Origin of the sequence: Loktanella sp. Alg231-35 (genome assembly GCF_900143545.1) — a bacterium.
Taxonomy (GTDB): Bacteria; Pseudomonadota; Alphaproteobacteria; order Rhodobacterales; family Rhodobacteraceae; genus Yoonia.
The window spans coordinates 136,361-148,381 of sequence record NZ_FREV01000007.1 but is presented as its reverse complement, the minus strand read 5'-3'; the positions used below and the strand labels follow the sequence as shown (position 1 = coordinate 148,381).

At 57.8% G+C, this 12,021-nt stretch carries 11 protein-coding genes; 5 read left to right on the top strand and 6 right to left on the bottom strand.

Translation table 11 applies throughout. From position 1 onward, the window contains the following. Positions 1-63: 63 nt before the first annotated feature. Together DHN10_RS16705 and DHN10_RS16700 are read right to left on the bottom strand one after the other, a co-directional pair. Positions 64-267, bottom strand: coding sequence for a SlyX family protein (locus DHN10_RS16705; RefSeq protein ID WP_108816483.1), 204 nt, complete (start codon positions 265-267; stop codon positions 64-66). Positions 268-275: 8 nt separating this feature from the next. Next, positions 276-1,067 (bottom strand): phenylalanine 4-monooxygenase, encoded by a 792-nt coding sequence (locus DHN10_RS16700; protein WP_108816482.1) that lies wholly within the window; start codon positions 1,065-1,067, stop codon positions 276-278. Positions 1,068-1,176: 109 nt separating this feature from the next. Here DHN10_RS16700 and DHN10_RS16695 point away from each other — a divergent pair, with 109 nt between their 5' ends. The 4 genes from DHN10_RS16695 to hisG are packed head-to-tail and all read left to right on the top strand — an operon-like array spanning position 1,177 to position 4,982. Continuing rightward, complete coding sequence (locus tag DHN10_RS16695) at positions 1,177-1,635, top strand: Lrp/AsnC family transcriptional regulator (RefSeq protein WP_108816481.1); 459 nt, start codon at positions 1,177-1,179, stop codon at positions 1,633-1,635. 52 nt (positions 1,636-1,687) lie between these two features. Beyond that, positions 1,688-3,220 carry a histidine--tRNA ligase gene (hisS, locus tag DHN10_RS16690; RefSeq protein ID WP_108816480.1) on the top strand — a complete coding sequence of 511 codons (1,533 nt, stop codon included), beginning with the start codon at positions 1,688-1,690 and terminating at the stop codon, positions 3,218-3,220. Next, the gene (locus tag DHN10_RS16685) at positions 3,220-4,293 is read left to right on the top strand and encodes an ATP phosphoribosyltransferase regulatory subunit (protein WP_108816479.1); all 1,074 of its coding nucleotides are present in this window, start codon (positions 3,220-3,222) and stop codon (positions 4,291-4,293) included. The genes hisS and DHN10_RS16685 overlap by 1 nt, the downstream gene beginning before the upstream one ends. After that, positions 4,293-4,982 (top strand): ATP phosphoribosyltransferase, encoded by a 690-nt coding sequence (gene hisG / locus DHN10_RS16680; RefSeq protein ID WP_108816478.1) that lies wholly within the window; start codon positions 4,293-4,295, stop codon positions 4,980-4,982. Before DHN10_RS16685 ends, hisG begins: the two co-directional genes overlap by 1 nt. Here the strand turns inward: hisG and DHN10_RS16675 are convergent. From DHN10_RS16675 to DHN10_RS16665, 3 genes are read right to left on the bottom strand one after another with little or no spacing between them, the layout of a single operon-like run. Then, the gene (locus DHN10_RS16675; protein ID WP_108816477.1) at positions 4,979-5,770 is read right to left on the bottom strand and encodes a YkgJ family cysteine cluster protein; all 792 of its coding nucleotides are present in this window, start codon (positions 5,768-5,770) and stop codon (positions 4,979-4,981) included. The two genes, hisG and DHN10_RS16675, sit on opposite strands and share 4 nt — an antisense overlap. Continuing rightward, the gene (locus DHN10_RS16670) at positions 5,767-7,302 is read right to left on the bottom strand and encodes an AMP-binding protein (RefSeq protein WP_108816476.1); all 1,536 of its coding nucleotides are present in this window, start codon (positions 7,300-7,302) and stop codon (positions 5,767-5,769) included. Before DHN10_RS16670 ends, DHN10_RS16675 begins: the two co-directional genes overlap by 4 nt. A gap of 33 nt (positions 7,303-7,335) precedes the next feature. After that, on the bottom strand, positions 7,336-7,767 hold the full coding sequence (locus DHN10_RS16665) for a DUF1489 family protein (RefSeq protein WP_108816475.1): 432 nt from the start codon (positions 7,765-7,767) through the stop codon (positions 7,336-7,338). Between the two features lie 311 nt (positions 7,768-8,078). Between DHN10_RS16665 and DHN10_RS16660 the strand changes: the two genes are divergently transcribed. Beyond that, positions 8,079-10,361: an adenosylcobalamin-dependent ribonucleoside-diphosphate reductase gene (locus tag DHN10_RS16660; RefSeq protein WP_108816474.1), complete on the top strand. Its 2,283-nt coding sequence runs from the start codon at positions 8,079-8,081 to the stop codon at positions 10,359-10,361. On the opposite strand, the gene DHN10_RS16655 is transcribed toward DHN10_RS16660, so the two are convergent. After that, positions 10,358-11,953: a GMC family oxidoreductase gene (locus DHN10_RS16655; protein WP_108816473.1), complete on the bottom strand. Its 1,596-nt coding sequence runs from the start codon at positions 11,951-11,953 to the stop codon at positions 10,358-10,360. The two genes, DHN10_RS16660 and DHN10_RS16655, sit on opposite strands and share 4 nt — an antisense overlap. Positions 11,954-12,021 lie beyond the last annotated feature (68 nt).

Genomic DNA, 12,021 nt, shown 5'->3' with positions numbered 1-12,021 from the left:
GTCGAAATTGCATGACCGCCTAGCGCCTCTGTCACAGGCAAAAGAAATGTCGGTCGGCAACCTTTACCAATGCGGCGGTTTTTGATCCGCCAACGGCACCGTGCCACCTGCCTCCATCTCTCGCCCAGCTTCGCGCTCCATCAACATGGCTAGCCTTCGTTGCGCGACCGCCAATTCGGTTTCCTGACGGGCGACGATATCTGACAGTTCCTCAACGGTGCGGGTGAGGTGGGCGAGTTGTTCTTCGAGGTGCGTGGTATCAGCCATGCCGCTTCTTAGCTGGCTTCCTTGGTTTCGAAAAGGGCAGGCAGGTCGCCTTTTGACTTGGCATCGTCAATCAGCGCTTTGAAGTCGGCACTCAGAGTGCTTGCCAGTTGTTCAAAGCTATCGATCACAAAATAGGTCGGCTGCACGATATCAATCCGGTAGGGCGTACGGAACATCGTGGGCAAATCGAAATCCTGCATCAGCGCCTCACCACCGGTCGCATGTGCCGCCTCTGCTGGGGACGACACGATGCCAGCGCCATAGGCGCGCAGCCCGTCAAAGGTGCGGATCATGCCGAATTCAACGGTGAACCAGAAAAGCCGGAACATGTGCCAGCTATAGCCTTTGCCCAGCGCCTTGGCCGCTTTGCCGAACCCTTCGATGAAATCGGCATAGGCGTGGTTGGTCAGCATCGGGCAGTGGCCGAACACCTCGTGGAACAGGTCCGGCTCTTCGATATAGTCCATATGCTCGCGCCGCCGCAAAAAGGTGGCGACAGGGAATTTGCGTTGGCTGAGCAAGTCGTAGAACTGCGACGGCGGGATAATCGCGGCGACGCCATGGGCGCCGGCGCCAGTAAGGGCGTGTAGTTTGGCATCAATGTCAGCCACTTGCGGGGTTTTGCCGGCGGTCAGGCCCAGCTGATCCACGCCAGAGAGGTATTCGGGCGCCACCTTGCCCGGCAAGAAATCCATCTGGCGGGTGTAAAGCGCGCCCCAGACCGCATCATCCTCTGCCGTATAGGGGTAGCGCCCGTCGGCATCCGGGGTGAGAGAGACATAGGTGGTATCTTTGGGCATAGGTGGGCTCCTTTGCGAATAATTATATGTCATCTGACGTAAAAATTTGTTTTGATGAGACGAAGGTTCGCAGTTTTTTGCCAAGATACTGAGCGAAATGAGGTGATTCATGAAACTATCTGATCAAGAGCGGCAATTGTTGCAGGCATTGCAGGCGAATGCGGCGGCCTCCTTGGCTGATCTTGCCGCAGCTGCAGGGGTGGCCACCTCGACCGCGTGGCGCAAGGTGCAAGATTTTGAAAAACTGGGGGTGATCAAGGGGCGCGTGGCTTTGCTGGACCCGGCACTCTCTGATGCCCGTCTTTGTGTCTTTGCGACGGTCCGTCTGGAAGATCATTCCGAGGACGCGATTTCAGGCTTTGCCTCTGTCATTCGAAGCCACCCGCAGATCATGGAAGCGCATGCGATCTCCGGCACTGCAGATTATATGCTAAAAATCCGCTGTAGTGATGTGGAGGCCTATGATGCGTTCATGACCCATCACCTGCTCCGCTCGCCTTTCGTGAAATCGGTAGTGTCGTCGTTCAGTTTGAAAGAGCTGAAATATACGACTGCATTGCCCCTGTGACATTGGCAGGTTACACGGCGCGGGAACACAAGTGACCGCAGGACCAGAACCGATGGCCAAGCAAAAGAAACAGCCCCGCCCCAAGGCGCAAGCGCCCAAAGGCTTTCCCGATTATTTCGGCGCAGAGGTGACGCAGCGCACCGAAATGCTTGCCAAGATCGCGGCTGTTTATCATCGCTATGGATTTGATGCGCTAGAGACGTCGGCTGTGGAAACGGTCGAGGCGCTGGGCAAGTTCCTGCCCGATGTGGACCGCCCGAATGAAGGCGTGTTTGCATGGGAAGAGGACAAAGATTGGCTCGCCCTGCGTTATGATCTGACGGCGCCTTTGGCCCGTGTGGCGGCGCAGTATCGCAACGATTTGCCGTCACCCTATCGCCGTTATGCGATGGGGCCTGTCTGGCGAAATGAAAAGCCCGGACCGGGCCGGTTCCGTCAGTTTTATCAGTGTGATGCGGATACGGTCGGGTCAGGGTCCGTGGCCGCCGATGCCGAGATTTGCGCGATGCTGTCGGATACGCTGGAGGCCGTGGGGATTGACCGCGGCGACTATGTGATCCGGGTGAATAACCGCAAGGTGCTGAATGGTATTATTGAGGGTTTGCCTGTGAGCAACCCGAAGAAGCCACAACCGAACACTTTTGAAGAGATGATGCGAACGAGGATAAGCGACATCGAATTCGTGTCACCTGACGCCGTTCTCAGAACCATCGACAAATACGATAAGGTTGGTTCTGATGGCGTGCTTCAGTTGCTTACGACAGGGCGCAAAGATCAATCGGGTGCTTTCATTGATGGCGTTGGAATGAAGCCTGGTGATGCACGGAATGTCCTTAAGTTCATGCAGTCGATCGGTAAGAATAATCAAGAGACCATAGCAAACCTGAGATCGCTGATCGACTACTCTGAAATCGGTATGGAGGGTGTAGATGAGTTGGAGGAAATTGCATTTCTTCTTCAAGCTCAAGGCTACGGCCCTGACCGCATTGTCATCGATCCTTCAGTCGTACGTGGCCTCGGTTACTACACCGGCCCCGTCTACGAGGCTGAACTTACCTTTGAAGTCCAAGACGAAAAGGGGCGTCCGCGCAACTTTGGTTCCGTTGCGGGTGGCGGTCGTTATGACGATCTGGTCAAGCGGTTCACTAGGCAGGAAGTGCCAGCCACTGGCGTCTCGATCGGGGTGGATCGTTTGCTGGCTGCATTGCGTGCGAAAGGCCGGATGGACAGTACCGCGCAGGGCCCGGTTGTTGTGACCGTGATGGATCGTGACCGCATGGCCGATTATCAGACGATGGTGGCGGAACTTCGCGATGCGGGCGTCCGGGCCGAAGTGTATCTGGGCAACCCCAAGAACTTTGGCAATCAGTTGAAGTATGCCGACAAGCGTCATTCTCCTGTCGCCATCATCGCGGGCGGGGATGAATTTGACCAAGGGATTGTGCAGATCAAAGACCTGATCCTTGGGGCCGAGATAGCCAAGAACGCCACCCTTGAAGAATGGAAAGACCGCCCCAGCCAATACGCCGTGCCGCGTGATCAGATGGTGACGAAGGTGCGCGAGATTCTGGACGGGCAGGGCTGATGCCAACCTCTTCTGAGACACTTACCGAAGCACGCCGCCTGCGTGATCTCTTTGCCGCCAAAGGTGCGCAGGTGATCAAGGCAGATGTGCTGCAATCAGCCGACACTCTGCTGGATTTGTATGGTGAGGATATTCGCGCTCGCGCTTATCTAACCTCTGACCCATTGCGCGGCGAGATGGTCTTGCGTCCTGACTTCACCGTTCCGGTCGTCCAGATGCATATGGAAACACAGGCCGATCCCGCCCGCTATACCTATTCCGGCAAGGTGTTTCGGAAACAGGAAAGCGATGAAACCCGCGCCAATGAATATGTGCAGGTGGGCTATGAAGTCTTTGACGGGCTAGACCCAGCGGGGGCGGATGCAGAAGTGTTCGCGGCCATCGCCGAGGCGCTGGATGGATTGCCGGTGCGCGCTGCGACCGGTGACATCGGTATCCTGATGGCCGCAGTGCGGGGCTTGCGCACGAGTGAGGCACGCAAGGCGGCGTTGCTTCGCCATATCTGGCGGCCCGGACGGTTTCGTGCATTGATGAAGCGGTTTGGCAGTGGTCAGGTGCCGCCTGCGCGGGCGGCTCTGCTGGCGGCGGATGATCCTTTTGCGGGGGCCGGGCCGGATATCGGGCGGCGCAGCAAGGCCGAGGTTGAGGCGCGGATTACAGCATTGCGTGCTGATGCTGCCACAGCTCCGATTGCACGCGAAGAAATGGCATTGATCGACGCCATTCTGGGCCTGCGCGAAACAGCCACCAACGTGCTAAGCGCTTTGCGTGATATCGCCGTGGACATGCCAGCGATTGGTGATGCGGTCGCCCGGTTGGGCGCCCGGTTAGAGGCGCTGGGCGACAAGGGCGTCGACGTTGCGGCGCTCGAATTTGAAGGCAGCTACGGGCGCACGTCGCTGGAATACTATGACGGGTTCGTTTTTGGCTTTTACGCCGCAGATCGGCCCGATCTGCCCCCGGTGGCAACCGGCGGGCGCTATGATGCGCTGACAGCAAGGCTCGGGCAAGGCCGTGCGGCGCCTGCGGTGGGTGGTGTGATACGCCCTGATCTGGTGCGGGGGCTGCGCTGATGTTGAAGCTGGGTGTGCCCTCCAAGGGCCGTTTGATGGAAAAGACCTTTGACTGGTTTGGCACGCGCGGGGTCACCTTGCGCAAATCTGGCTCGGACAGAGAGTACGCAGGCGCTGTTGAGGGGATCGAGGGCGTTGAACTGGTTCTGTTGTCAGCAGGGGAAATCCCGCGGGAACTTGCCGCTGGAAATATCCATCTTGGTGTGACCGGCTCCGATCTTGTGCGCGAAAAGCTGGCGAATTGGGATAGCCGCGTGGCAGAGTTGGCGCGGATGGGTTTTGGTGGAGCGGACCTTATTATTGCGGTACCGCAGGCTTGGGTTGATGTCGCAACATTGGACGATCTGGACGCGGTGGCGGCTGCGTTTCGCCAAACCCACGGGTTCCGGTTGCGGATTGCGACGAAGTATCACCGGCTTGTCCGCGAGTTCTTGCGTGACAATGGGGTCGCTGATTATCAACTGATCGATAGTCAGGGCGCGACCGAAGGCACGGTAAAGAATGAAACAGCAGAAGCGATTGCCGATATCACTTCAACTGGGGAAACGCTGCGCGCCAATGGGCTAAAGATCTTGGACGATGGGTTGATGCATGCGTCGCAGGCGACATTGTTCCGGGGGCGGCGGACGAACTGGTCTGACGAACAGCGCCAGAAGCTGAAGGCGTTGCAGATGGTGCTGGGGATTTAGACCCCTGCGGCTGCCGCTCCGTCGCGGCAAGCAATGTCAAGCGCGTTAGGCTTGTGCCGTGACTTGGCGAGTGTGTCGGTCGCTGTATCGCCGCCAACGGCCCCCGCCGCCGTTGCCGCCATACTGTAGCTATGCACCATCGTGATCCCCTTGAGCGCCTGCCTGCACAAAGCGTGGATCACCAGATAGTCGAGGTGGCTGCCCAGCAGTCCCGCCCCCTGTTCCTTACCGCCAGCCGCGTTTTTCTCGCAGGCCTCTGCATTCATCGAGATAAAGGACCGGCAGATCATCGGCCGCGCGTCATAGGCGCGGCATTTGCGTGTTTCAGGGTCCAGCGCGGGGCAAGCCTCTGGGTGCCAGTCGCGCCCATCGGGTTTGCTGTGGTGTGGCTCTAGGGCGTCATGCAGCTGTGTCGCTTCAAATGCGGTGATTAGACCACCTTCGCCCCCTGACAGGATGCAACAAAAGGCGCAGCCTTCTGCACAAGCGGCTTTGTGCACCACATCGGACGGCGCTTTCTTGATCTCATCGCGAACGGCGTGGCCCAACCGCCATGCCGCCTGACCGCTGGCCATTTCTGCCACGACATCTTTGACGGGCATGGCGTAACTTTGCGCGGTTTGCAGGTAGGACGACAGGATGCGCTTGGCCCGTGTTTGCACCGATGTGTCAATATCCTTGAGCCGAGCGCTTTCAACTTTGGCGGCAAGATCGGCGATGCTCAGGGGCGCGTTTTTATGCGTTTTCTTGGACAGCCGCCGGGCAGCCCGCGAGGTGGTCGGTTTCATTCGGCATTTATCCTGTCACGCAGAAGCCGCCGGAGGATCTTGCCCGAGGCGGATTTGGGGATTTCATCCACGAAATGCACCTGATGCACCTGTTTGTATGATGCCAGATGTTTGTCGAGATGCGCCATAATGGCCAACTCCGCAGGGGCGGGGTCGCCTGCAACGACAAAGGCGATGGGCAGCTCGCCTGCCTCCTCATCCGCGATACCGATGACGCCGGCGTCTGCGATGCCGTCCATTGCGACAAGCGTCGCCTCCAGTTCGGCAGGGGCCACCTGGAAGCCTTTGTATTTGATCAGCTCCTTCAGCCGATCCGTGATGAACATATAGCCATCCGCGTCAATTGTCGCGATGTCGCCGGTGCGCAGCCAGCCATCTTTTGTGATCGTTTCTGCCGTGGCCTTGGTGTTGTTCAGGTAGCCTTGCATGACCTGCGGGCCTTTGATCCACAGCTCGCCTTCTTCGCCGGCGGGCAGGTCCGCGCCGCTATCGATGTCCACGATCCGACATTGGGTGTTGGATACGGTGAGACCTGCCGCGCCAGAGCGTGGCGCTTTGGATGGCACCACGTGGGAGACAGGTGCAAGTTCGGTCATGCCGTAACCTTGTAATGCGGTACAGCCGAGCCGTCCGGCGATAGCGTCAGAGAGTTCTGCACCGGAGGGGGCGGCGGCGACGAAGACCTCCTCCAGCGCGCTGAGGTCGTAGTCATCGATTAATGGGTGTTTGGCCAAAGCAAGTGCCACTGGCGGGACAACCCACATACGTTTGGATTTGTGGTCCTGGCTGATTTGCAGGAACAGTGGCAGATCGAAACGGGGCATCGTGACCAGCGCACCACCACCGCCAAGATGAATGTTCATCAGCACAGTCATGCCGTAGATGTGGAAGAACGGCAGGAAGGCCGCCGTAACTTCACCCGGTCTGAAATCTGCGGCGACGATGCATTGATCGACGTTGATGACCAAATTTCGATGCGACAGCATCACGCCTTTGGGCAGGCCCGTCGTGCCGGATGAATAAGGCAGCACAACAGTGAAGGTATCGAGGTCAACCGGGGTTTGGGTTGGCATGGCGTCGCCGAATAGCCCTATGTATTCCGCCGTGCCGATCGCGATGACGGGAATGTCGCCTGCGCCCTCTGTTGCTGTTTCCATGAAATCGGGGATTGTGATCAGCAGTTCCGCGCTGGCGTCTTTGATCTGATGGGCGACCTCATGCGCGGTGTACGTCGGGTTGAGCGTTGTGATCGTGCCGCCCGCCCATGCCACCGCATGAAAGACCACACAGTATTCGGGGATGTTGGGGGCCATGATGGCCACCGTGTGCCCTGCGCCAAACCCTGCCGCGGTCAGCCCACCCGCCATGCGTTTGACCTGATCCATGAAATCCGCCGCAGTCAAGGATCGCCCGGAAGGGCCGTCAGTCAGCACAACTTCATCTGGGCGGTTTTCGAGGCCTGCGAACACCCGCTGCGTGATCGTTAGATCGGTGACGGGTACGTCCGGGAACGGGCTGGTGTAGATTGTCATGGCGGTCCTCCTAAGAGGACCATGGCACAGGACTTAGCGCACGCCAATCGCGGCGAGCGCTTTGGAGAGCTCGGGCGGCAGCGCCTCTTCGTCCTGTCGTCCTTCAGGCAGATCGCGGGGGGCGTCGCCAATGGGCAGATACCGCCAGCCTTGGAAAGCACGCTTTGGGGTCGCTTCCACCCGCACCAGCCCCGGTTTGCAGGTGATTGCACAGCGGCGAATCCCGTCGGCGGACAGGTGTTCGTCAAGCCGTAGGATGGGTTGTCGGCAGAGGATCACGCCTTTGATCACCCAGTAAATAGACCCACCGTTAAGGACTTCGTCGCCACGCTTGGGCCACATCCGGGTGATGTGGCGCGGCAAACCGTCGTCGGACTGCGCGCGCTTTGTCGCTTGCCATGCTGCGAGCCCCGCCACATCTTCAGTGCCGACGGATAGTTTGAGCATGTGGACAGTTTTCGACATCAATTCCCTCGGGATGCTAATAGTAAGGCGCAGTGGCCGGTAATCAATGCGCGTCGGAGTAAAGTCTTATGTGGCGTAAATCTTGAGATCAACCACTATATGTGGTACACACTACGCCTGCGGCGATGTTGACCAACCGCATTTTCAACCTGACGGGCATCACAATTCTCTGCCTCTCTCTTTGGTCGAACGCGATTCATGATGATTGAAATTTCTATGTGACGTCGAGACGCTCTGATTCACCATTCCAAAGTGAAATCCCAACACGTAAGATGTAGACCTTGCCTGCCGCCAAGAGGAGATTCCCTGCCATGACCGCGTTCTCAGCCCCCATCGCACAACAGATTTGGGACATGAAGTACCGGTTCAAAGAAGCGGGCGGGACCCCGATTGATAAGACGGTTAAAGATACTTGGACGCGCATTGCCACATCATTGGCCTCGGTCGAGGATGACCCTAAGGCGTGGGAAGGCAAGTTCTACGACGCTTTGGCTGATTTCAAATATTTGCCTGCTGGTCGCATTACGGCAGGCGCTGGAACCGCGCGGTCGGTGACCTTGTTCAACTGCTTTGTCATGGGCACGGTGCCTGACAGCATGGGCGGTATCTTTGATATGCTCAAAGAGGCAGCGCTGACCATGCAGCAGGGTGGCGGCATCGGCTATGATTTCTCGACCATCCGTCCCAAGGGCGCCGATGTGAAGGGTGTTGCTGCGGATGCATCCGGCCCTTTGTCATTTATGGATGTCTGGGACGCGATGTGCCGCACGATCATGTCTGCCGGATCCCGCCGGGGTGCGATGATGGCGACCATGCGGTGTGATCACCCGGATGTAGAAGAATTCATCACCGCGAAATCGGATCCCGCCCGCCTGCGCATGTTCAACATGTCCGTGCTGGTCACCGATCCATTCATGGAAGCGGTGAAGGCCGATGGCCCGTGGGATCTGGTGTTCAGCGGTGAAACTTATCGCACCGTGCAGGCCCGTGATCTGTGGGATGCGATTATGAAATCGACCTATGATTATGCTGAACCCGGCGTGATCTTTATCGACCGTATTAATCAGATGAATAACCTGAACTATTGCGAGACGATTGCAGCGACGAACCCCTGCGGAGAGCAGCCTTTGCCACCCTATGGTGCGTGTCTGCTGGGGTCGATCAACATGGCGCGGCTGGTGGCGGACCCATTTGGGGATGCGGCGGCGCTGGACGAAGACGCGCTGGGCGAATTGGTCGCGACGGCTGTGCGCATGATGGACAATGTTGTAGATGCCTCGCGCTTTCCGTTGGAGGCGCAAGCAGCTGAAGCGCGCGCCAAGCGCCGGATTGGGCTGGGGGTCACTGGTCTGGCGGATGCTTTGTTGATGGTTGGCTTGCGCTATGGGTCAGAGGAGGCCGCAGCGCAGACCGACACATGGATGCATCAGATTGCGCGGGCCGCTTATCTGGCGTCGGTTGACTTGGCGAAAGAAAAGGGGGCGTTTCCCCTGTTTGACGCGGACCAGTTTTTGGCCAGTGGCGCGATGCAGGCGATGGATAAGGATGTACGCGAGGCGATTGCGGAGCATGGGATTAGAAATGCACTGCTCACCTCAATTGCCCCCACCGGAACGATCAGCCTTTACGCGGGCAATGTGTCGTCGGGGATCGAGCCCGTGTTTGCCTATGCTTATACACGAAAGGTTTTGCAAAAAGATGGAAGCCGGACCGAGGAAGAAGTTGTCGACTATGCCGTGCAGATGTGGCGTGACCTGAAGGGTGACGAACCGCTGCCGGACTACTTTGTGAATGCCCAGACACTGGCCCCTCTGGATCATGTGCGCATGCAAGCCGCAGCGCAGAAGTGGATTGATTCATCAATCTCAAAGACGATCAACTGCCCCGAGGACATCAGCTTTGATGATTTCAAAGAGGTCTACATGGCCGCTTGGGATCAGGGCTGTAAGGGTTGCACAACCTACCGACCCAATGATGTGACCGGGTCTGTGTTGTCCGTGTCAGAGGAGGCGTCACCATCTGAAGTCCCCGCCCAAGTGACAACCGGGGATGAGGGCGCAGAGGTGGTTTACATGTCCGAACCGCTGGACCGCCCGCAGGAGTTGGAGGGTGCGACTTACAAGCTCAAATGGCCAGATAGTGAGCATGCGATCTATATCACCGTGAATGATTTGGTGATTGCAGGGCACCGGCGTCCGTTTGAGGTCTTCATCAACTCCAAAAATATGGAGCATTTTGCGTGGACCGTGGCGCTGACTCGTATGATCTCAGCGGTGTTCCGGCGCGGGGGTGATGTGTCGTTTGTGGTTGAGGAACTCAAAGCCGTGTTCGATCCGCGTGGTGGTGCATGGATGCAGGGCAAATACGTGCCATCAATCCTCGCCGCGATTGGCGGGGTGATCGAAAAACACATGATCGCAATCGGGTTCCTTGCGGGCGAAGGCATGGGGCTAAAGGCCGATCCGCAGGCGGATGTGGTCGCGATCAATGGCGGACCCAAGGGCAAGGCCTGTTCGTCTTGCGGGTCTTTTGACCTGCGTATGGTCGAAGGCTGCATGACCTGTGGGTCATGCGGCTATTCGAAATGTGGTTAGGCGTCAGCCAAAATCAGATCTGACGCCTTTTCCCCAATCATGATGGCAGGCGCGTTTGTGTTGCCGGACACGATCTCTGGCATAATTGAACAGTCGGCAACGCGTAGCCCTTCGATGCCACGCACGCGCAGACGTTCGTCCACAACCGCTTCTTTGCCTGTGCCCATCTTGCAGGTGCCAGTGGGGTGGTAGATCGACGCGGTGTTGTTGCGCGCCCAGTCCAGCGTTGCGTCGTAGTCATCCATCGGCAAGTCAGCATGAGGACGGAACTCTTCGCTGATTTTTGAGGTCAGTGGCGCATGCCTTGCGATGGTGCGGGCGATGTTCACACCTGCGACAACCGTGCGGCAGTCTGTTTCTGTGGACAGATAATTCGGGATGATCTTGGGATAGGTCTTGGGATCACTTCCCTGCAACCTGATCTCGCCTTTGGATTCAGGCCGCAGCTGACAGACCGACATCGTGAAGGCTGAAAACTTGTCAGCCCCTTTGCCGGGGTTTTCAGCGGATAGTGGTTGCACGTGGAACTGAATGTCGGGTGTTTCCACATCCTCGCGCGTCTTAAGGAACCCTGTGGCAAGGCTAGCGGCCATCGTCATCGGGCCGGAGCGGAACATCAGGTACTTCAAACCGATCTTGGCCTGACCAAAGAGCGAGCTGACCTCGTCGTTCAACGTGGGCTCATTGCATTTATAAACCAGTCGTGCCTGCAAATGGTCCTGCATATTCTTTCCGACGCCCGGCAGGTCGTTGACAACGTCGATCCCGTTTTCGGCCAGTTGTGCGGCCTCTCCAATGCCCGAAAGCATCAGGATCTGGGGCGAGTTGATAGCCCCGCCAGAGAGGATAATTTCCTTGCGCGCCTTGATCGTCTGTAGATTGCCGCTGCGGTCGGTGTAAGTGACACCCGTGGCGCGCTTGCCTTCGAAAACGACTTTTTCGACCTGGGCATGGGTGATGATTTGCAGGTTCTCGCGAGACTTTACCGGGTTGAGGTAAGCGACAGCCGTGCTGCACCGGCGGCCATTGCGTGACGTCAGTTGGAAAAAACCGACGCCTTCTTGATCGGCCCCATTGTAGTCGGGGTTGAACTTGTAGCCTGCCGCTTGTGCTGCGGCGACCCAGGCATCAGTGATCGGGCGCTGAATACGCATGTTGGAGACCGATAGCGGCCCCTGATCGCCGTGGAATTCGTCTGCGCCGCGCTCGTTCTTTTCGGCGCGTTTGAACAGCGGCAGCACATCGTCCCAGCCCCAGCCACTGTTTCCCATCTGACGCCAACGATCATAATCCTGCGGTTGGCCGCGGACATAAAGCAATCCGTTCAGGGACGAAGACCCGCCCAGAACCTTGCCGCGGGGCCATTCGATGGACCGCCCATTCAGGCCAGGATCTGGTTCCGTTTTGTAACACCAGTCAACCTTGGGATTGTGGATAGTTTTAAAGTAGCCCACCGGAACGTGTATCCATGGGTTCAGGTCACGACCACCCGCCTCAAGCAGAATCACCTTATGGGCTGGGTTTGCACTGAGCCTATTGGCCACGACACAGCCCGCAGACCCCGCCCCAACAATGATAAAATCGGCTTCCAATGCTCTTTCTCCCCCTTGATGTGAGAAAACTCTATGCAGAACGGTCAGACTATACTAGGCTTTTTTGA

Coding starts and splice junctions, on each gene's coding strand:
- DHN10_RS16705 (WP_108816483.1), bottom strand. CDS start 267: ATGGCTGATACCACGCACCTCGAAGAACAACTCGCCCACCTCACCCGC.
- DHN10_RS16700 (WP_108816482.1), bottom strand. CDS start 1,067: ATGCCCAAAGATACCACCTATGTCTCTCTCACCCCGGATGCCGACGGG.
- DHN10_RS16695 (WP_108816481.1), top strand. CDS start 1,177: ATGAAACTATCTGATCAAGAGCGGCAATTGTTGCAGGCATTGCAGGCG.
- hisS (WP_108816480.1), top strand. CDS start 1,688: ATGGCCAAGCAAAAGAAACAGCCCCGCCCCAAGGCGCAAGCGCCCAAA.
- DHN10_RS16685 (WP_108816479.1), top strand. CDS start 3,220: ATGCCAACCTCTTCTGAGACACTTACCGAAGCACGCCGCCTGCGTGAT.
- hisG (WP_108816478.1), top strand. CDS start 4,293: ATGTTGAAGCTGGGTGTGCCCTCCAAGGGCCGTTTGATGGAAAAGACC.
- DHN10_RS16675 (WP_108816477.1), bottom strand. CDS start 5,770: ATGAAACCGACCACCTCGCGGGCTGCCCGGCGGCTGTCCAAGAAAACG.
- DHN10_RS16670 (WP_108816476.1), bottom strand. CDS start 7,302: ATGACAATCTACACCAGCCCGTTCCCGGACGTACCCGTCACCGATCTA.
- DHN10_RS16665 (WP_108816475.1), bottom strand. CDS start 7,767: ATGTCGAAAACTGTCCACATGCTCAAACTATCCGTCGGCACTGAAGAT.
- DHN10_RS16660 (WP_108816474.1), top strand. CDS start 8,079: ATGACCGCGTTCTCAGCCCCCATCGCACAACAGATTTGGGACATGAAG.